The sequence below is a fragment of the Acinetobacter sp. D009 genome (genome assembly GCF_038562025.1).
Classification (GTDB): Bacteria; Pseudomonadota; Gammaproteobacteria; order Pseudomonadales; family Moraxellaceae; genus Acinetobacter; species Acinetobacter pittii.
Map to the genome: position 1 here is coordinate 1,211,490 of NZ_CP151886.1, position 19,801 is coordinate 1,231,290.

The window sequence follows — 19,801 nt, forward strand, 5'->3', positions numbered from 1 at the left end:
ACACTATTCAACTATAGGGAACATTGCATTAAAAAAACCGAAGAAAGGGCAAACGAAAAAATAATGTGACTGTGATTGAAAAGGTGGTCAATTCGACCTCAAGAATGATGCAATTTTTTATAATATTTTTTCTGTGTTGCTAAATGATGAAATCATCTAAAAAAGGGTAATTTTGTGATTGATGGGAAAATTATATGAAAAAGCTCTACTCATCTACTCTAAAAACGCCATAAATAGCCTTTATTTTGGAAAAATGGTACTAGGGTAGCGCAAATTTAATAAAGTCGCTCTAAGCGCAAATTAGAGATGAAATTGACTTATACTAAATAAGCATAGTTTTTTGTTTAAAAAATATTCAAATTCGGAGTTAGATAAGGGTTAAAAAAAGAGGATTTTTTAACTTTAAGTTAGGCATCATTTTAATAACTTAAAATATAAAAAAAGCCGCAAAAAAATTGCGGCTTTTTACATGAACTCGAGAGGCTATAACTTATGAAGTTGGGCCATCAACACGCTCAATATTTACTTTAGCAGTTCCAGCATTGGTAATACCAAGACGTTTAGCTGCACCGTATGATAGGTCAAGTACACGGTTGCCATGGAAAGGACCACGGTCATTTACTTTTACAACCACACTTTTACCATTGTCTTTATTCGTTACTCGAATGTAACAGTTCAACGGTAGGCTACGGTGAGCAGCAGTTAAAGCATTCATGTCGAATGTTTCACCACTTGCAGTTTTACGACCATGGAATTGGCGGCCATACCAAGATGCCATACCAGTTTGGCTAAACTTACGAACAGTGTTTGAAGCTACTGTGTTAAGTTTTTCAATCACTGAAGGCTCATCTTCAGGGATTTCAATTTTTGCTGCGATAGCTTGACGACGGATTTGATCGCCAGAACGTTCAGTGATTGAAAGACTGTTAATGTTAGAAAAACGAGAATTAAAGTTTTGAGTATCTTTACTCAATACACGTGCTGCTAGATTAGGACCATCTACATCACTGTTTAATGATGATGACTGCACCATTTCAGCGTGCAGTGGGGCCATAGTTAAACTAGCCGTCAGTGCAAGAACGTATTTCAGCGATAACTGCATTTGTATAAACTCCTGAGAACATGTACTTTTTTCTTTCAGCCATTGACTGAAATTTAAAGTGAACATGCCTTATTATTCACTTTTGCAATTGCTATATTGGGGTGGATAATATTCATCGCTTACGGAGAGTGTCTAGTCTTTAACGAGAAATCTTTACAAAAAGGGTAAAAACTTACAGTTTTAGGTTAAAAAATAATCAATAATGTAACAAGTTATTAAAAATGTATGTATTGTGATCTATTTAACAAAAATATTTATTGACTTTTACATAAAGTGTAAAAAAGCTAGCCTATCGGCTAGCTACTTCGGTGCCTAATAACCATACAGCAGTAGCGTACATGCGGCTCTTGTTATAAGTCGTAATCACTTGAAAATTCGGGTAAGTTAAATAGTAAATTGGACCGTTATAGTCTTGTAATTGAATAACATTCACCATATCGAGATCATCAATTTTAACTAAAGGATTCAATGGAGAAATACCGAGCGTCTTTAATGCGCCATAAGGAAAAGGTTGAGTTAAATCTTTGGCAATAATGCTTTCCGGATTTGACCCAGTGTAACGTGCCATAAACCCAATCGGTTGATCTCGTTGCCAACCTTGTTTTGCTAAATAGTTTGCAATTGATCCGATTGCATCTTCTGCTGAATTTCTTAAGTCGATATGTCCATTACCGTCATAATCCACCCCATATTTACTAATATTGCTTGGCATAAATTGTGGATAGCCAATCGCCCCAGCATAGGAACCAACAATACTATTTGTTGGGTAGCCTTCTTTATAAGTCCATGCAATAAGAGCAGCTAGCTCATCACCAAAATATTCAGCACGGCGAGGGTAGCCAAAAGCAAGGGTAGCTAAAGCATCACGTGTAATAAAAGAACCTTTATTTGCGCCATAACCTGTTTCAACGCCCAAAATACCTAAAATGACAGCTTGAGATACGCCATATTGTTGTTCTGCACGATTTAACGCATCTGCATATTGATTTTTAAAACGGACACCACGTTGAATTGTGCCTTCAACCAAGAACATAGAGCGATAATCATACCAAGGCTTACTTTCACCCGGACGAGTCATAATATTTAGAATGTTTGGTAAATTTTTTGCGCCACTCATGGCTGCATCGACTTGATCGCTACTTAAGCCATAAGCATTCATCGTTTTTTGTTTAAAATTCAAATAATCAGGATGTGTTGCAAAATCGTTGGCCTGAGCGAAATGACTTGTACTGATTAAGCCAGTACACAAAGCGAGCATTTTTAAAGTTTTATTTAAGTGTTGAGACAACATATCGTTTTAAAATTCCAGATTATCGATGTGTATGAATGGACATGACTAAACCAAAGGTGGCCATTAAAGTAATAATAGCTGTTCCGCCATAACTCATAAAAGGTAAAGGAACACCTACTACAGGTAAAATACCACTGACCATTCCCGCATTTACAAATACATAAACAAAAAAAGACAAACCAAAGGCGCCAGCAACTAAACGTCCATAGTTATGGAAGCTTTGTAAACCGATCTGGAATGTTCTAAAAATAATGGCAAAATAAAGAATTACTAAAATAAGTACACCGATGAGTCCAAATTCTTCGGAATATGCAGCAATAATAAAGTCAGTATGTCCTTCGGGTAAAAAGTGTAAATGTGATTGGGTACCTTCAAGGAAGCCTTTACCTGAAAAACCACCAGAACCAATTGCAGTTTTAGATTGAATAATATTCCAACCCGTACCGAGTGCGTCTGCCTCGGGGTCAAGTAAAGTTAAAACCCTTTGGCGTTGATAGTCGTGTAAAAGAAATTCCCACGCAATTGGAATTACAATTGCTGCACATGCGGCAGCTGCACCAATCATCCGCCATGATAGCCCACTTAAAAATAAGACAAATATACCGCTTGCTAATACTAAAAGTGATGTGCCTAAATCAGGTTGTTCTGCAATCAGTAAAAAGGGAATACCAATTAACATTAATGATAAAACAACTTGTGAAAAACTAGGGGGAAGAGGTTTTCGTGCTAAAAACCATGCAATCATCATCGGCATGCCGATTTTCATGAACTCACTGGGTTGGACACTTCCGAAACCTGGAATATCAATCCAGCGCTGAGCACCCATTCGGACTTCACCGAATACCATAACTGCCACAAGCGAAAATAGGCCAAACAAATAAAAGTAGGGGGAAAACGCTTGATAGACCTTAGGCGGAATTTGGGCTAGACCAAACATTACTAAAAAGCCAATACCAAAACTCATGGCTTGTTTACTGACCAATCCTACATCCTGTGCTGAAGCACTATATAGTACGGTTAAACCTAATAGCGCATTTAACAGCAAAAATAGACATAACCACGGGTCAATGTGGAGTTGTTGCCACCTTGATGGTTGCATAGCGGTGCTAAGACCATCTCGAGGAGCTTGGCGTAAAAACTTATATTGTGGGCTAGGAGACATGCGGCGTTAACTAGGTCAATCAGTGCTTGGCGCATGCTAACATAAACCTGATTAATGGCAATGTATATCAATATTTTGCAATAAAAAAACCTAGCTCTCGCTAGGTTTCCGATAGGCTATTTCTTATTAGTTAAAGAATAGACTTTCGTGATATTCAGCCATCGCTTTTAGTTCAGTGCGATTTAAGCTAGGGATGAGTTTGTCGATCGCAATATGGACTGCTTTTGTTACAGCTGCCGCACCAATATCAGCTGCTTTACGCTTAATCATGCCAAGGTCTAATGTCTTATTAAAATCAGACATAAAATGTTTAACCATAGCATCTCCAAACTGTTTATACAGTTCAGCCAATGCAGCTTTATTGATATCGTTACCCGCCTTAAGCTCAGTGAAGTTATGCTGAAGATTAGTGACTAAACTAGGATCTAGAGTTACACCTACTTTATATTGACCTTGTGGATCTTTAAATAAGCTTTTTTCAGAGAACTCTACTGACTGTTTAACAACATCGTTTGGCGCTTTGCTTAACAATTGTTTTAAAAGGACAGCGACTGTTGATTTGACATAGCCTGCTAGTTTTTCGGCAGTATCGCGCTTTTCACTTGCAGGGAAATGCTGAACTAACTGAATTAAGACATTATCAATAATCTCTTCATTAAGTTGTAAAGCAATCTTATCGCGAAGTGGATATAAAGGCTCACTAGAATTTTTGTTCGCAATTCCAGTTTGTATATCGTTCAATAAGCCTTCAGAAGGGGTAAAACCAAAAAACGGCATGGTGTATCCTCAAATTATTCGTTTTATTGTCGTGCCAATCGAATCGGTTTTGGCATCCATGAAAGATCCGATACTCGGCAAGGGTTAATATCAAGTCCGCCGCGACGAGTATAAGTTGCATAAACCATCAGCTTTTCAGGCTGCAAATTTTGCCAAATATCCGCAAAAATCTGCTCGACACACTGTTCGTGAAAGCCGTTATGCTGACGGTACGAGATAATATAAGCTAAAACACTACGATAACAAGGTTTTTTGCCCTTAAAGCGGATAAAAACTGTACCCCAATCCGGTTGCCCCGTGACTGGGCAGTTACTTCTTAAAAGATGAGAATACAGTTCAATTTCGACTTCTTCATCAGACGCATCTCGTTTTAAAAGAGTCGCATCTGGATGTTGCTCTAAACGCTCTGGATCTAAGTCATCAATACAAATGCCTTGAGGCTTAGAAATCTCTAAATCATCTACTTGAAATAAGGTTAACTCAACTTTTGCACCTGCCGCAGCAGATAGATCCTTTTCAACCGTTTCAATAAACGACTGTTTAGAGTCAAACTGAGTGAAGTTAAGGCTATTGAAGTAAAGTTTTAATGACTTTGATTCAATCAAATTTGGTGAAGAAGCTGGCAGTGTAATTCTGCCAATAGCAACTTGCGGGATGGCATGAGCGTTTAACCATGAAATTTCAAAAACATGCCACCAATCTTTACCTTGCGTAATACCTTCAATATGCGAGTAGGCTTCACGAGACTGAGCACGAGCAATTGGAAATAAAACATCAGGTTGATAGTTAGTTGGATATTGAGTTTCTTTACCCAATAAAGACTGTTCGACACTCATTCACGCATTCCTGAACCACGAGCAAGTAAATAGTACGCAATTCCGTAAAGTACAGCACAGCATAATGTCACAATGATTAAAGAGAACGTAACGTTCACATCACTATGACCTAAAATGCCGAAACGGAAAGCGTTAACCATATACACAATAGGATTAATTAAAGAAAGTTTTTGCCAAAAAGGGCCAAGTGCACTAATGGCATAGAATACACCACCTAAATAGGTTAAAGGTGTAAGGACAAATGTTGGAATAATAGAAATATCATCAAATGATTTTGCATAAACTGCATTAATAAAACCACCTAATGAGAAAAGAACCGAGGTAATTAAGACTGTATATATAGTTACGAACCAGTTATGTATAAAGAGGTCTGTAAAGAACATGCTCATTGTCGTCACAATTGCTCCGACCAATACACCACGGCAAATGCCACCAATGACATAGCCCCACAAAATGATATGTAGTGGCACAGGACTCATAATCAGTTCTTCAATGCTCTTTTGGAATTTCACACTAAAGAAACTTGAAGATACGTTAGCATAACTGTTGGTAATAACCGCCATCATGATGAGGCCGGGTACGATAAACTGCATGTAGCTCACGCCGCCCATTTGTCCAATGCGCGAACCAACCAAATTACCAAAAATGACAAAGTACAAACTCATCGTGATCGCAGGTGGTAACAAGGTTTGTGGCCAAATACGTAGAAATCGGCGTACTTCTTTACGAACTAGAGTCCAGAGGGCAATTTGCAGTTGGCTAAAATTCATTTTGCCTCTCCTTCAAGATTTTTCTCAACCATTTTGACGAATAGCTCTTCTAGACGGTTCGATTTGTTTCGCATACTACGAACACGAATACCTTGTGATTCTAAAAGTTGGAATAAGTCATTTAATGTATGTGCTTTATCCATCGTCACTTCTAAAGTGCTGCTATCAATTAAGTTGAACTTCACACCAATAATATTTAACTGGAGTGGGGCAATAGGTTCTGCCAAATCGAAAATAAAAGATTCTTCACTCAGCTGGTTTAAGAAACTTTTCATGCTGGTGTCTTCTTTAATGACACCGCGGTCAATGATAGCAATTTGACGACACAACATTTCTGCTTCTTCGAGATAATGTGTAGTCAAAATAATAGAAGTACCGCTTTCGTTCATTTCGGTCAGAAAATCCCACATCGAACGGCGTAACTCAATATCTACACCTGCGGTAGGCTCATCTAAAATAAGAAGTTTAGGTTCATGCATCATGGCACGTGCAATCATGAGGCGGCGTTTCATACCACCAGATAACATGCGTGCTTGTATATTACGCTTTTCCCATAGACCTAGTTTTTCTAAATAATGTTCAGCGCGTTTTTCTGCAGTCTTTTTATGAATGCCGTAATAGCCAGCTTGAGTGACTAAAATATCGAACGCTTTTTCAAACTGACCAAAGTTAAATTCTTGAGGGACAACGCCAAGTTGTTGTTTCGCTAAGGATGGATGAGTGTCGAGATTATGTCCAAAAATCTCAACTGTTCCTTCGGTTTTTTTCGTGAGGGAACTGATAATACCAATGGTTGTTGATTTGCCGGCACCATTTGGGCCTAACAACGCATAAAATTCACCTTCAGGCACAGTGAGGTTAATACCTTTTAACGCCTGAAAACCATTACGATATGTTTTGGACAAATCTCTTAAAACCAAAGCATCAGTCATGAAATTCTCACATTATGAAAGAGGGGTATATTTTGAGCGATAATGATTAATAAACCAAGTAAAATAGTCGGAATTTTATAAAATTGAGATAAATTTATGAAGTTATTATATATAAACTGGTGCGCCCGGCGGGGATCGAACCCACGACCCCAGGCTTCGGAAACCTGTACTCTATCCAACTGAGCTACGAGCGCACATGTGTGGGCCACATCATAGGAAAAAAACACCCATAGGTAAAGCACGAAATAGGTAACAAGTGAGTTTAATGCTTAATTAAACAGCAGCTTGTTGTTTTTTTAGATGCGTTGTTGAATAAGTTGAATTGAATAATTAATAGAATGAAGCGTATGTGCTAGTTCATTAGGGGGAATACGCGACTCCTGTAAGCTAGTAATCCATTGCATTTGGCACATTTTAAGCTCTTGAAGCGTTTTTATTTGCTCTATTTTCTGAATAAGTGGTTTTGCCATAAGCCCACAATATTGACTCAAGCTTTGCTTCATCAACTGTTGTATCTCTTCAAAAGAGAGCTGTTGAACTGGAATTGATGGCTGGGTAATTTCAGTAGGTGAAAGTTGAAAAGATGATGATTGAGTAACCTGAATTTCTCCAACTATATCGCCACTTTTATTATCATCAATAGTATTTTTTTGATGAGCTTCTATTGCAGTTATGGATGATTGTGGGAAAGATATTTGTTCATTTAATTCTGAATAATTTTCGCCAGAAGGAGCAATGAGTTTTAAGTCGATAAGCTGTTGAATAAGCTCTGGAGATGCAATACGTTTTTTAAATTCGCTATTTAAATTTTGAAAATCTTCGTGATCTATTAATAGTAGTAAACGTCTTTGTTTTGCATTTAAAGTAATGTTGCGTTGTTGAAGCGCGACTCTTCCTAAATTAGTTCGATAAAAACCAGCCATCATTTTTCCCCAAATAAAAAATAAATCAGACTGTCCAATTTTCTTGGTTGAACAGTAATGTTTTTAATAAAATATAAATGGGGTTAACGATAAAACTCAAAAATGACAATATAATGAAGAATTGATGAATATCATCTATTTAAGACTTTAAAATGCGCCTTCTAACGCTTTACGTAAATAGATGTCAAGTTCATCTTGGCGTAATAACCATTGAATATAGTCTTTAGGAAGTTCAGCAATTGCTGTGCCTTTATGCTTACCAAAATTAATAGTCGTAGGGATACGTGCTTCTTCAGAAACTCGGTAAAGCTCTTCAATGTCTTGAATATTTAAATGATAGACAATATGCATCAAAATATTAGCAGTCAAAATAATATCCGCATCGGCTCGGTGCGCGCCTTTGAGCAATTCTCGAGCTTTACTGCTGCCTTGAGAAATCATATAGATGAGTGCAGAAATATTATGCGCTTCTGCATCAGGCCAAGTTTTGCGCGCTAAAGCTAGAGTACAAATCGGTTTGATATTCGATACATCCACACCACAACGAGCAATCGCGGCAATATCGTAATCAATATTGTGACCAATAATATAAGTTGTAGCCTCTGGCAATTTAAAAGTTTTATAGTGGGGCTGGTTTTCTAAATCTGACTCTAATATATGGTGAACTGCCATAGCCGCGTAAGAAATAGGGGTACCGACTTGATAGAGCTGATCGAACAATTTGCTTTTATCTAAGGTGAGCTTGCCTTCATTAATTTCAATCGGGGCATACGCAATTTCAATAGGCAAACCATTTAGTGTATGTGTTTCTGTATCTAAAATAATGGTTTGCATAACTGGCCCTTTAATCAATCACGAGTAATCAAGAATGTTAACAGTTGGCTACCCACTTTAAAACATGAAGTGAGGCATGAGAGTAGCGAGAACGTTAATTTATATTAAAAATAGAGTTTTCTGAGATTAATTTCATCCAATAGAACTTGCGGAAAATAAAGATTAGGCGTAAATATTTTAAGACATTAGGAAATGTTGATTAAAAAACTAAAGCAAAACAAAAATGGAATTTAAGGGAAGATATACCAATGAAAATGAACCTATTAATGACGAGCGTTCTTAGCACGAGTTTATTTTTAGTCGCTTGTGGAGGAGGGAGTAGTGATGATGGCCCAGCTCCTACTAATCCATCAGGGACACCAACCAATAATATTCAAAATCCTGTGGTTAAGGTCGAGGCTTACACAAGCACCAACTTAGGAACAGTTGCCGCAGAAAGTAGTATTTTGACTTATAAAATGTTAGGTCAAAGTGGTCAAGAAGTGCAAGCAACCAGTTTGGTATTTACACCAAACACTCCACCACCAGTAGGCGGTTGGCCAATTGTAGTCTGGGCGCATGGTACTACGGGTGTGGCAGATGCTTGCGCACCAAGTAAAGCAGCTTTAACAGAAAGTACAAAAGATTTAATTAGTAAATTACTAGCCGCAGGTTATGTTGTGGTCGCACCTGACTATGAAGGTTTAGGTACACCAGGCATACATCCTTTTTTAAATGTTAAAAGTGAGGCTTTTTCAATTACAGATGCCGTGGTTGCAACACGTAACTATTTATCACAACGTAATTTATTAACCTCAAAAAAATGGTTAACAGTAGGACATTCTCAGGGTGGGCATGCTGCATTAGGTGCTGCACAATATGCGAGCCGTGCACAACTAGACTATAAAGGTACAGTAGCGGTAGCACCTGCTTCTAATTTAGGAAGTATTCTTTTAAATGGAGAATTAAAAGCTGCAAGTGCATCAGTATATGAAAAAAAGGCAATCTATGCGCAGCTTGATGCATTTACAGCGCTTGTTGTAGCAGGAATTCGTAATACCCATCCAGACTTTAATTATCTTCAAGTATTTACTGAATCTACTGCAAGGATTGCACAAGGCGCTGAAGGTTTTTGTTATGAACCTTTACTCGGGGATTTTAGCGCTACTATGCAAGTTTATATTGCAACTCATGGGGAAACATTAGATGGTTATACGCGTACACAACCTAATTTTATGGCTGTGCCACTAGTTAAAACGTTTTTGGAAAAAGATTCTCAACCTTTACAGGCCAAAGTCACTACACCAATCATTATTTATCAAGGGGTAGCAGATTCGACAGTACCTAAATTGGCAACTGATCTATTGATATCTAATGCCACTGCTGTAGGCACTAAAATTAATAGTTATGTAACGGGTAACTGGGACCATGGCACGGTGATGAGCAGTAATGTAGATAATATTGTTGGAAATGTTCAGTCTTTACTGGCAGCTCAATAGAGTTATTGATATTTAAAGACTTTTTAATATTGTTGTAAGCTAAAATTAACGATGGATAAATTTAAAATATAAGCTTTAAACGAGCTTTTTATTTGATTTATAAACAATGGCTCATTTTTTATAAAACTTGAGCCATTTTTATTTAAAACTGAGCTAACTTCATTCTGTTTAATTATAAAGTTCATGCTACAATATGCCGCAATCTTAGCACGGCTTAAAAGCCCTAATTTATAGGACCCCCGCTAATGTTTGCCAATATTTCCATTTCTGAATTTGATCCAGAATTAGCTCAAGCAATTGCTTCTGAAGGTGAGCGTCAAGAAGCACATATCGAGTTAATTGCATCTGAAAACTATTGCTCTCCTGCTGTGATGGAAGCGCAAGGATCAAAACTTACGAACAAATATGCAGAAGGTTATCCAGGCAAACGCTATTATGGCGGTTGCGAGTATGTGGATATCATCGAGCAAATGGCGATTGATCGTGCTAAAGAACTTTTTGGTGCAGATTACGCAAACGTTCAACCACACGCTGGCTCACAAGCTAACTCTGCTGTTTATCTAGCGCTTCTTAACCCGGGCGATACAGTTTTAGGTATGAGCTTGGCTCACGGTGGTCACTTGACTCACGGTGCAAAAGTAAGCTTCTCTGGTAAAACTTATAATGCAGTTCAATACGGGCTAAACGCTGAAACTGGCGAGATCGATTACGAAGAAGTTGAACGTTTAGCGTTAGAGCACAAACCACGTATGATCGTTGCTGGTTTCTCTGCTTATAGCCGTGTTGTAGATTGGCAACGTTTCCGCGACATCGCGGACAAAGTTGGCGCTTACCTTTTTGTTGATATGGCTCACGTTGCAGGTCTTGTTGCTGCTGGCGTATATCCAAACCCAGTTCAAATTGCTGACGTAACTACAACTACAACTCACAAAACACTTCGTGGTCCACGTTCTGGTTTAATCCTTGCGAAAGCGAATGAAGAAATTGAGAAAAAACTTCAATCTGCTGTATTCCCTGGTAACCAAGGTGGTCCATTAATGCATGCGATTGCTGCTAAAGCAATCTGCTTCAAAGAAGCTATGTCTGATGACTTCAAAGCTTACCAACAACAAGTTGTGAAAAATGCTCAAGCTATGGCTGAAGTATTCATCGCTCGTGGTTATGATGTTGTTTCTGGCGGTACAGACAACCACTTGTTCTTGTTATCTTTAATCAAGCAAGATGTAACTGGTAAAGATGCAGATGCTTGGTTAGGTGCTGCTCACATTACTGTGAACAAAAACTCAGTTCCAAATGACCCACGTTCTCCATTCGTGACTTCTGGTATCCGTATCGGTACTCCAGCGGTAACAACTCGTGGTTTCGGTGAAGCTGAAGTTCGTGAACTTGCTGGTTGGATCGCTGACGTGATTGACAGCAAAGGTGACGAAAAAGTTATTGCTGACGTAAAAGCGAAAGTTGAAACTGTTTGTGCAAAATTCCCTGTATACGCACAATAAGTTGTAAATATAAAAAAAGCGCCGTATGGCGCTTTTTTTTTCAAGTTAATTAGATAAGAATTAACTTTTAGATTTTACCGATGACTCGGCATTATACCAGCCACCACCTAATGCACGGATTAAATTTACACTAGCCATCATTCTAGTACCATTAAGCTGTGCAGAAAGTTGTTCTTGTTGCAAAATAGTCCGATCCGAGTCAATCACATCAAGATAACTAATCGCACCTTCTCGATAACGTAAATGAGACAGTTGATTTGCATGACGAGAAGAGGAGAGTGCTTGATTTTGAGCTTGAATTTGCTGATCAAGTATTCTTTGATCTGATAAACCATTTTCAACTTCACGAAATGCATTCAACACAGTTTGGCGATAGTTTGCCACGCTTTCTTCATAGGCAGCTCGTGCTTGAGCAACTCCAGCCTTACGTTGTCCACCGTCAAATAATGGCAAAGATAAAATAGTACCTGCCACTGGACCAAGTAAGAATGTACGGCTCGACCATTTACCCAACTCACCTAAACTTGATGATTCATAACCGAGTGCACCTGTTAGGTCCAGTTTTGGGAAGAAAGCAGCACGTGCAATTCCAATACGCGCATTATCTGCTGCCATAGCACGCTCGGCAGCCGCAATGTCAGGTCGTCTTTCAAGTAAAGCCGAAGGTAAACCTGCTGGAAGACGAATGCTGTTTGCAGTTAAAGGTTGAACTGCCAAGCTAAACTCAGCAGGTGTTTTGCCTAACAATACTGCAAGTGCATGTTCTGCATTGGCTCGGTTACGAGCAATGTTCAGTGCATTGGTTTGTGCTGTAGCTAGTTCAGTCTGTGCGCGAGAAACATCTAATTCACTGACTAAACCATTTTGAAAACGTGTTTGAACTAAGTCGCGTGTCTCGCCAAGCAGTTTAATAGTGCGATTATAAATTGCTTGTTCAGCATCAAGCTGACGAATGAGAAAGTAGCCTTGGGCAACATCTGCTTGTAAGGCTAAAAGCGCCGATTGATATAGAGCTTCTTGTTGCTGTACATCAGCTGTTGCTGCATTGACACTACTGGCAATACGGCCAAATAAATCGAGCTCATATGAAACATTGGTTTGAGCACGCCATAAGGTCTGTGCAGACGTATGAGCATTGTCATCTAGACCCAATGAAGCGGGAGAAGGTTTTTGACGAGTCGGTCCAAAGCCAGCACCAATACTTGGCAAGCGTTCAGCTTGTGCTGCTGAACGTAACGCACGTGAAGCTTGAATATTAGCCGCTGCCGCTTTAAGGCTCTGGTTTCCAGAAATGGCTTGTTGTTCGAGCTCATTCAATTGAGCATCATTAAAAACACGCCACCATTCACCTCGAACCTGCTGATCGGCAGGTTGGGCAATTTTCCAGTTATTATCCTCAAGTTTTGGGTCAGACTCTTTAAATTTGACTGGAACTATGACCTTTGCAGGTTGATATTCAGGAGCCAAAGAGCAGCCTGCAAGCAGCAGGCTTCCCATGAGTGAGGACAATAATAAGCTTTGTTTTGCTGTAGCCATCAAATGTCCTCCTTAATGATCATGTGGGGTAGATAAAGGTGCTTCATGAACTGCTGCCGAATGTAATTTATGTTTGCTGTTCAGTGTACGAATCAGGACATAAAAGGCAGGGGTCAGGAACAAACCAAACAACGTTACACCAATCATGCCGAAGAACACCGCTATACCCATGGCATGACGCATTTCAGAGCCTGCACCAGTTGAGGTAACCAGTGGTACGACACCCATAATGAATGCAATAGAAGTCATTAAAATTGGGCGTAAACGTAGACGACTTGCTTCAACAGCTGCTTTAAAGGCAGTTGCACCTTGCATTTCAAGTTCTCGTGCAAACTCAACAATTAAGATGGCATTTTTACAAGCCAGCCCGACTAGTACCATCAGACCAATTTGGGTAAAGATGTTGTTATCTCCACCTGTCAGCCAAACACCTGTCAGAGCCGCCAAGATTCCCATCGGTACAATTAAAATTACAGCTAAAGGCAAAGTCAGACTTTCATATTGAGCAGCTAAAACCAAGAACACAAGTAATACGCTAATTGGGAATACCCAGAGTCCTGCATTACCAGCCAAGATTTTTTGGTAAGTTAAATCTGTCCATTCAAACTTGATACCACGAGGTAGAGTTTGTGCAGCAATACGTTCAACCGCAGCTTCAGCTTGGCTAGATGAATAACCTGGGGCAGGGCCACCGTTAATATCTGCTGAGGTATAGCCGTTATAACGAACGACCATTTCAGGACCATAGGTTTGAGTTACATTTACCAATGAAGATAACGGCACCATTTGTCCGGCACTGTTTCGGGTTTTAAGCTGCAAAATATCTTCAGGATTTGCACGGAAAGGCGCATCGGCTTGTGCTCGAACCTGATAAACACGTCCAAAGCGGTTAAAGTCGTTAACGTATTGAGAACCTAAATAAATCTGCATGGTGTTGAAAACATCTGTCACGGCAACACCTTGCTGTTTAGCTTTCACGCGGTCCAAATCTACATTGAGTTGAGGTACGTTAATTTGATAACTTGAGAACATTGGACCCAGTTCAGGGGCTGATTGTGCTGCTTTCATAAAGTTTTGTGCAGCATCGTTCAAGGCTGAATAGCCTAAGGCACCTCGGTCTTCAAGTTGGAGTTTAAAGCCGCCCATGGTGCCTAAGCCCATCACGGGTGGTGGTGGGAAAACCGCAATATAGGCATCTTGAATAGCTGAATATTTCTGGTTGAGTGCACCAGCAATTGCATTGGCAGATAAGTCTTTAGCCTTACGTTCATCGAATGGTTTTAAGGTTACAAAGACAATACCGGCACTTGAGCTATTAGTAAAACCGTTAATTGATAGGCCAGGGAAGGCAACTGCACTTTCTACACCAGGCTGTTTAAGAGCAGTGTCACTCATTTTACGAATGACTGCTTCGGTACGATCTAATGAAGCGCCGTTTGGTAATTGAGCAAAGCTAATCAAATATTGTTTGTCTTGAGCGGGTACGAAGCCACCCGGAACAATATAAGAAATACCAACAGTTAAGCCCAGAAGAGCAGCATATACACCCATTGCCGATGCTTTATGAGAGATAACACGACTTACGCCTTTACCATAGTTGTCTGACGCACGGGTAAATACGCGGTTAAACAGCGCAAAGAAACGTCCGAATACACGGTTCATAAGGCGTGTTAATGCATCAGGTTTAGCATCATGTCCTTTTAGTAACATGGCAGCCAAAGCAGGAGATAGGGTAAGGGAGTTAAATGCCGAAATAACCGTTGAAATGGCAATGGTCATGGCAAATTGTTTATAAAACTGCCCTGTTAAGCCTGTCATAAATGCAAGTGGTACGAACACGGCAACGAGCGTTAAAGCAATCGCAATAATTGGTCCGCTCACTTCTCTCATCGCGCGATAAGTTGCATCTCTTGGGCTTAAGCCAGCTTCAATATTCCTCTCGACATTTTCGACGACCACAATGGCGTCATCGACCACAATCCCGATGGCAAGTACCATCCCGAACAGTGATAGCGCATTGATTGAGTAACCAAAAGCGAGCATGAGCGCAAATGTACCAATAATTGAAACTGGTACAGCAAGCAATGGAATGATTGAGGCACGCCATGTTTGTAAGAATAAAATAACAACCACAACAACCAGTGCAATTGCTTCAAGTAAGGTGTGAACTACCGCTTTAATACTGGCACGTACGAATTGAGTCGGGTCATAAACAATGTCGTATTTAATTGAAGATGGGAAATCTTTTGAAAGCTCCTTCATCGTGCTGCGCACTTGATCGGAAACTTGTAAAGCATTAGCACCTGGTGCTTGGAAAATTGGAATTGCGACTGCTTGTTTATTATCGAGTAATGAACGCAAGCCATATTGTGAAGCTGCAAGTTCAACACGAGCAACATCACCCAATCGGGTGACCGCACCATCTGGTGCAGTTTTTAAAATGATATCTGCGAATTCTTGCTCAGTCGTTAAACGTCCTTGAGCATTGACTGAAAGCTGTAAAGGGGAATTACTTGGTGATGCACCGATTGTACCCGCTGCAACCTGAATATTTTGTTCACGAATTGCATTCACAATTTCAGTCGCGGTAAGGTTACGCTGTGCTACTTTTTGCGGGTCGAGCCATACGCGCATCGCGTAGTCACCAGAACCAAATAATCCGACTTCACCAACTCCTTGTAAACGCGCTAAACGGTCTTTCACGTTGAGTACCGCATAGTTACGTAAGTAAGTCATGTCATAGCGACTATCTGGTGAGGTCAGATGCACTACCATGGTTAAAGTTGGTGAGCTTTTTAAAGTAGTGACACCTAAACGCTGTACGTCTTCCGGTAAACGAGGCATGGCCTGAGACACACGGTTTTGAACCAGTTGTTGCGCTTTGTCTGGATCAATACCAAGTTTAAAGTTCACCGTAATGGTTAAGTTGCCGTCGCTGTTAGCCTGAGATTGCATGTACAGCATGTCTTCGACGCCGTTGATCGACTCTTCAAGCGGAGAAGCAACAGTTTCAGCAATTACTTTCGGGTTTGCACCCGGATATTGAGCACGTACCACCACAGATGGCGGAACAACTTCTGGATATTCAGAAATCGGTAACTGGAATACCGAAAGCAGACCGGCGAGTAAAATCAGTACTGATAACACACCAGCAAAGATCGGCCGATCAATAAAAAATTTAGAAATATTCATATTTGATTAACCTTTTGCCGGAGTTGATGTTTTATCTGTTGGCTGAGGTTGAGGAGGAGTAGCATTAGCAGTGATTTGTGAATTTGGCATAGGAACGAGGTGCGGGGTCACAGGGTCACCTGGACGAATTCGCTGTAAACCGTTCACCACAATACGATCACCCGCTTGTAATCCGCTATTCACGATTTGCAAACCATCTTGTTGTGCACCGAGTTTTACTTCACGGTAAGCCGTCTGATTTTTAGCATCAACTACTACGACAAAGCGTTTATCTTGATCGACCCCAACTGCGGTTGGGCTAATCAGAATTGCTGAACGAGGTTGTCCACCGCCTAAACGGATTCGTGCATATAAGCCTGGTAATAAAACACCGTTTGGATTATCAAAAGTCGCACGAACACGAATCGTGCCTGAGGTTGCATCTAGGTTATTGTCAATTGAGTTGATCGTACCTTCGCGAGAGAAACCAATTTCATTAGCAAGTCCCATATAAACAGGAACTTGTGCAGAATTACGCTGGTTACTGATGTATTTCAGATAAGTTTGTTCATCAACATCGAAAGATGCATAGAGACGAGAGACAGATACTAAACTTGTTAAGACCTGTGCGCCGTTACCTGCAGAAACTACATTGCCGACGGTCACCTCGGCACGGGAAATTCGACCGCTGACAGGCGCAGTAATACGGGTGTACTCTAGATTTAAGCGGGCAGATTGAACGGCTGCTCTAGCGGCTTGCAAGTTGGCGCTGGCTGAGCGTGCATCATTTTGAGCTAAATCTAGCTCTTGACGTGAGACAGCATTACTTTGAATTAAACGTTGAATACGAGAAAGGTTAGAACTCGTATAAGTGACTTGTGCTTCAGCTGAAGCGAGTTGAGCTTGGGCACGATTCAGTTCTGCCTCGAAAGGCCGTGGATCAATGGTAAAAAGTAAGTCGCCTTTTTTTATGAGACTTCCATCTTTGAAGTGAACGGCAATGAGTTTGCCGGAAACTTGAGGCCGAATATCGACTTGATCAATGGCTTCTAAACGACCGGAATATTCTTGCCAATCGGTAATGGTTTTGCTGATGACATTAGAAATATCAACAGTTGCAGCTTGTTGGGCTGTGGTCGGTGCAGCTTTTGCATCGGCATTTTCATGTAAAAACATAAAACTGCCTCCTGTTGCTAAAAGGGCAACAAAGATGGCAGACAGTGCGAACTGTTTGCGGGAAAATGACATGAGGTGCTCCTAGTTATTTGGATACCTGTTTTCAGACTTTTAGTTTTGGTCCGTATGGGAGAAACAGGGTTTATGGGATGGACGGAGCATAAAAGTTTGTCAATCACGAATAAATATATTAAATTCGATAACACTATTCGTATTTTTATAACAATTGGTGTATTTGATTAAAAAATGCATTGATTGATAGGAGTGTGCGTGTGGATCTATTTCATGCCATGAAAGTATTTAACAAAGTTGTCGAAACAAATAGTTTCAGTTTAGCGGCTGACAGTTTAGGCCTACCGCGTGCTTCAGTGACTACAACTATTCAGGCTTTAGAGAAACATTTACAAGTTCGATTGCTTAACCGAACAACCCGCAAACTTAGTTTGACACCAGATGGTGCGGTTTATTATGAGCGTACTTCGCGAATTTTAGCTGATGTCGAAGACGTAGAATCAACTTTTCATGATTCGGAGCGCGGACCACGAGGACGACTGCGTATTGATGTTAAAGCTTCAATCGGGCGGCTGATTCTGATTCCGATGCTTTGTGATTTTCATTCCAAGTATCCTGATATTGATTTGGTGATTGGAATGAGTGATCGTCCGGTCGATTTGGTTCAAGATGCAGTGGACTGTGTCATTCGTATTGGTCAACTGAAAGATTCAAGTTTAGTTGCGCGCCGTATCGGAACAATTCAGTGTGTGACAGTTGCTGCACCACGTTATTTAATGGAGCATGGCGAACCCAAAACTATTGAGGATCTACAAAAACATCAGGTCGTGCATTACTTTAACAGCCGTACAGGACGCAATATCGACTGGGATTTCATGGTGAACGGTGAGATTCATAGCGTTGGTGTGAAAGGGCGTGTTTCTGTCAACGATGGTGATTCATATATTGATTTGGCAGTGCAAGGTTTTGGCTTAATTCAATGCCCATATTACATGGTAGCAAAACATTTGGAATCTGGTGCACTTAGGGAAGTATTGACTGAATGGTTACCTGCACCTATGCCAATATCAGTCGTTTATCTACAAAATCGTCATTTATCGCCTAAAGTTCGAGTCTTCGTAGATTGGGTGGCTGAATTATTTGCAGGTTGTCCATTGTTGAGTGGTTGTTCAATGTCATTGGATCAAAAATGTGAATTTGCCAGTGCTAAAGAACATAATCATGAATACACCATTCGGACATTGGTTGAAAATGAAAATATGGCAGAAGCTTATACACTCAAAAACTAACTTAAAATTTGAGTGATTTTTCAACATTTAATCAATTAATAGAATCCACTGTTTAGTCATCTTCATAAATCCTTAATTTACTGGTATAGAAATTGCAATTCTTTCAGCAGAAGAGTAATTTAGAAATTGCTCAAGTTTTTATCACCTTATTAGGATTTTAAGGAGAAGCTTCAAGATGGCAAGCTTTATGAAAAAAATGTTCGTTTCAACAACCCTAGTTTTGGCTGCTGTTGCGACGAATGTTCAAGCAAAGGATTGGAAGGTGATTCGTTTTGGTACTGAGTCGTCTTATGCGCCGTTTGAATATAAAACACCAGATGGCAAGTTAACTGGTTTTGATGTTGATTTGGGTAATGCAATTTGTGCAAAACTCAAAGCCAAATGTGTTTGGGTTGAAAACTCTTTTGATGGGATGATTCCAGCACTTAAAGCGAAAAAATTTGATGGCATTCTTTCATCAATGACAGTCACTGATGAACGTGCAAAACAAATTGCATTTAGTAGCAAAATCTACAATACACCAACCCGTATGGTTGCAAAAAAAGGCTCGCCTTTATTACCTACAGCTGCCTCTTTGAAAGGTAAACGTGTCGGTGTACAACAGGGCACAATTCAAGAAACTTATGCTAAAACCTATTGGGCGCCAAAAGGTGTAACGGTTGTACCTTATCCAGTCCAAGATTTGATTTATCAAGACATGATGTCAGGTCGCTTGGATGCAACTTTACAAGACGCAATTATGGTTGATGGCGCTTTCTTAAAACAACCAAAAGGTAAAAACTTCAGTTTTGCTGGTGGTAATGTGGTTGATGCAAAAACACTAGGTGTAGGCGCAGCTATTGGTTTACGCAAAGAAGATGCGGATTTAAAAGCCAATATTAATAAAGCACTCGCTGCAATCATTGCAGATGGTACATACAAAAAACTCGAGAAAAAATATTTCTCCTTTAGCATTTACTAATGATGTGAAAAATGTCGGCTTTAAGCCGACATTTTTAGATCTATTCTCATCT

General features: G+C 40.0%; 17 protein-coding genes and 1 tRNA gene. 4 read left to right on the forward strand and 14 right to left on the reverse strand.

Features of this window, described 5'->3' with window-relative positions; all coding sequences use genetic code 11:
- Positions 1 to 490: 490 nt before the first annotated feature.
- From AAC388_RS05615 to AAC388_RS05660, 10 genes are all read right to left on the reverse strand, one after another.
- On the reverse strand, positions 491 to 1,102 hold the full coding sequence (locus AAC388_RS05615; protein WP_046811649.1) for a septal ring lytic transglycosylase RlpA family protein: 612 nt from the start codon (positions 1,100 to 1,102) through the stop codon (positions 491 to 493).
- Between the two features lie 289 nt (positions 1,103 to 1,391).
- Complete coding sequence (gene mltB / locus AAC388_RS05620; RefSeq protein ID WP_005068218.1) at positions 1,392 to 2,393, reverse strand: lytic murein transglycosylase B; 1,002 nt, start codon at positions 2,391 to 2,393, stop codon at positions 1,392 to 1,394.
- Between the two features lie 19 nt (positions 2,394 to 2,412).
- The gene (rodA, locus tag AAC388_RS05625; protein WP_005068220.1) at positions 2,413 to 3,555 is read right to left on the reverse strand and encodes a rod shape-determining protein RodA; all 1,143 of its coding nucleotides are present in this window, start codon (positions 3,553 to 3,555) and stop codon (positions 2,413 to 2,415) included.
- A 126-nt stretch (positions 3,556 to 3,681) separates the two neighbouring features.
- Positions 3,682 to 4,332 carry a hypothetical protein gene (locus AAC388_RS05630; protein ID WP_002118229.1) on the reverse strand — a complete coding sequence of 217 codons (651 nt, stop codon included), beginning with the start codon at positions 4,330 to 4,332 and terminating at the stop codon, positions 3,682 to 3,684.
- A 23-nt stretch (positions 4,333 to 4,355) separates the two neighbouring features.
- Positions 4,356 to 5,168, reverse strand: coding sequence for an NADPH-dependent 7-cyano-7-deazaguanine reductase QueF (gene queF, locus AAC388_RS05635; protein ID WP_014207239.1), 813 nt, complete (start codon positions 5,166 to 5,168; stop codon positions 4,356 to 4,358).
- Positions 5,165 to 5,938, reverse strand: a complete 774-nt coding sequence (locus AAC388_RS05640; RefSeq protein ID WP_002118099.1) for an ABC transporter permease — start codon at positions 5,936 to 5,938, stop codon at positions 5,165 to 5,167. The genes queF and AAC388_RS05640 overlap by 4 nt, the downstream gene beginning before the upstream one ends.
- A complete protein-coding gene (locus AAC388_RS05645) occupies positions 5,935 to 6,870 on the reverse strand; it encodes an ABC transporter ATP-binding protein (protein WP_057062040.1) in 936 nt (311 codons plus the stop codon). Before AAC388_RS05645 ends, AAC388_RS05640 begins: the two co-directional genes overlap by 4 nt.
- Positions 6,871 to 6,987: 117 nt before the next feature.
- A tRNA-Arg gene (locus AAC388_RS05650) sits at positions 6,988 to 7,064 on the reverse strand.
- Between the two features lie 102 nt (positions 7,065 to 7,166).
- On the reverse strand, positions 7,167 to 7,796 hold the full coding sequence (locus AAC388_RS05655) for a hypothetical protein (RefSeq protein WP_342371306.1): 630 nt from the start codon (positions 7,794 to 7,796) through the stop codon (positions 7,167 to 7,169).
- A 144-nt stretch (positions 7,797 to 7,940) separates the two neighbouring features.
- The gene (locus tag AAC388_RS05660; RefSeq protein ID WP_342371307.1) at positions 7,941 to 8,627 is read right to left on the reverse strand and encodes a DUF3820 family protein; all 687 of its coding nucleotides are present in this window, start codon (positions 8,625 to 8,627) and stop codon (positions 7,941 to 7,943) included.
- Positions 8,628 to 8,875: 248 nt separating this feature from the next.
- Between AAC388_RS05660 and AAC388_RS05665 the strand changes: the two genes are divergently transcribed.
- The gene (locus AAC388_RS05665) at positions 8,876 to 10,105 is read left to right on the forward strand and encodes an alpha/beta fold hydrolase (protein ID WP_086394939.1); all 1,230 of its coding nucleotides are present in this window, start codon (positions 8,876 to 8,878) and stop codon (positions 10,103 to 10,105) included.
- Between the two features lie 23 nt (positions 10,106 to 10,128).
- On the opposite strand, the gene AAC388_RS05670 is transcribed toward AAC388_RS05665, so the two are convergent.
- Positions 10,129 to 10,290: a hypothetical protein gene (locus AAC388_RS05670; RefSeq protein ID WP_002118133.1), complete on the reverse strand. Its 162-nt coding sequence runs from the start codon at positions 10,288 to 10,290 to the stop codon at positions 10,129 to 10,131.
- Between the two features lie 60 nt (positions 10,291 to 10,350).
- On the opposite strand from AAC388_RS05670, the gene glyA reads away from it, so the two are divergent.
- Entirely contained in the window at positions 10,351 to 11,604 is a 1,254-nt protein-coding gene (glyA, locus tag AAC388_RS05675; RefSeq protein ID WP_002118126.1) for a serine hydroxymethyltransferase, read from the forward strand.
- Positions 11,605 to 11,664: 60 nt separating this feature from the next.
- Here glyA and AAC388_RS05680 read toward each other — a convergent pair whose 3' ends face one another.
- Genes AAC388_RS05680 through adeF form a run of 3 tightly spaced genes read right to left on the reverse strand, consistent with a single transcriptional unit; the run spans position 11,665 to position 17,559 of the window.
- Entirely contained in the window at positions 11,665 to 13,140 is a 1,476-nt protein-coding gene (locus tag AAC388_RS05680) for an efflux transporter outer membrane subunit (RefSeq protein ID WP_202732175.1), read from the reverse strand.
- Between the two features lie 12 nt (positions 13,141 to 13,152).
- Positions 13,153 to 16,332 (reverse strand): multidrug efflux RND transporter permease subunit AdeG, encoded by a 3,180-nt coding sequence (adeG, locus tag AAC388_RS05685; RefSeq protein ID WP_005068239.1) that lies wholly within the window; start codon positions 16,330 to 16,332, stop codon positions 13,153 to 13,155.
- A gap of 6 nt (positions 16,333 to 16,338) precedes the next feature.
- Complete coding sequence (gene adeF, locus AAC388_RS05690) at positions 16,339 to 17,559, reverse strand: multidrug efflux RND transporter periplasmic adaptor subunit AdeF (protein ID WP_202732176.1); 1,221 nt, start codon at positions 17,557 to 17,559, stop codon at positions 16,339 to 16,341.
- 200 nt (positions 17,560 to 17,759) lie between these two features.
- Here adeF and AAC388_RS05695 point away from each other — a divergent pair, with 200 nt between their 5' ends.
- Positions 17,760 to 18,788 carry a LysR family transcriptional regulator gene (locus AAC388_RS05695; RefSeq protein ID WP_005068243.1) on the forward strand — a complete coding sequence of 343 codons (1,029 nt, stop codon included), beginning with the start codon at positions 17,760 to 17,762 and terminating at the stop codon, positions 18,786 to 18,788.
- 175 nt (positions 18,789 to 18,963) lie between these two features.
- On the forward strand, positions 18,964 to 19,749 hold the full coding sequence (locus tag AAC388_RS05700; RefSeq protein ID WP_014207231.1) for an ABC transporter substrate-binding protein: 786 nt from the start codon (positions 18,964 to 18,966) through the stop codon (positions 19,747 to 19,749).
- Positions 19,750 to 19,801: the final 52 nt, after the last annotated feature.

What these genes read in the sequence shown, in the direction of transcription:
- adeF (WP_202732176.1), bottom strand. Translation starts at nt 17,559, where the DNA reads ATGTCATTTTCCCGCAAACAGTTCGCACTGTCTGCCATCTTTGTTGCC.
- AAC388_RS05680 (WP_202732175.1), bottom strand. Translation starts at nt 13,140, where the DNA reads ATGGCTACAGCAAAACAAAGCTTATTATTGTCCTCACTCATGGGAAGC.
- AAC388_RS05670 (WP_002118133.1), bottom strand. Translation starts at nt 10,290, where the DNA reads ATGAACTTTATAATTAAACAGAATGAAGTTAGCTCAGTTTTAAATAAA.
- AAC388_RS05645 (WP_057062040.1), bottom strand. Translation starts at nt 6,870, where the DNA reads ATGACTGATGCTTTGGTTTTAAGAGATTTGTCCAAAACATATCGTAAT.
- glyA (WP_002118126.1), top strand. Translation starts at nt 10,351, where the DNA reads ATGTTTGCCAATATTTCCATTTCTGAATTTGATCCAGAATTAGCTCAA.
- AAC388_RS05660 (WP_342371307.1), bottom strand. Translation starts at nt 8,627, where the DNA reads ATGCAAACCATTATTTTAGATACAGAAACACATACACTAAATGGTTTG.
- AAC388_RS05630 (WP_002118229.1), bottom strand. Translation starts at nt 4,332, where the DNA reads ATGCCGTTTTTTGGTTTTACCCCTTCTGAAGGCTTATTGAACGATATA.
- AAC388_RS05700 (WP_014207231.1), top strand. Translation starts at nt 18,964, where the DNA reads ATGGCAAGCTTTATGAAAAAAATGTTCGTTTCAACAACCCTAGTTTTG.
- mltB (WP_005068218.1), bottom strand. Translation starts at nt 2,393, where the DNA reads ATGTTGTCTCAACACTTAAATAAAACTTTAAAAATGCTCGCTTTGTGT.
- AAC388_RS05640 (WP_002118099.1), bottom strand. Translation starts at nt 5,938, where the DNA reads ATGAATTTTAGCCAACTGCAAATTGCCCTCTGGACTCTAGTTCGTAAA.
- AAC388_RS05655 (WP_342371306.1), bottom strand. Translation starts at nt 7,796, where the DNA reads ATGATGGCTGGTTTTTATCGAACTAATTTAGGAAGAGTCGCGCTTCAA.
- queF (WP_014207239.1), bottom strand. Translation starts at nt 5,168, where the DNA reads ATGAGTGTCGAACAGTCTTTATTGGGTAAAGAAACTCAATATCCAACT.
- AAC388_RS05615 (WP_046811649.1), bottom strand. Translation starts at nt 1,102, where the DNA reads ATGCAGTTATCGCTGAAATACGTTCTTGCACTGACGGCTAGTTTAACT.
- rodA (WP_005068220.1), bottom strand. Translation starts at nt 3,555, where the DNA reads ATGTCTCCTAGCCCACAATATAAGTTTTTACGCCAAGCTCCTCGAGAT.
- adeG (WP_005068239.1), bottom strand. Translation starts at nt 16,332, where the DNA reads ATGAATATTTCTAAATTTTTTATTGATCGGCCGATCTTTGCTGGTGTG.
- AAC388_RS05665 (WP_086394939.1), top strand. Translation starts at nt 8,876, where the DNA reads ATGAAAATGAACCTATTAATGACGAGCGTTCTTAGCACGAGTTTATTT.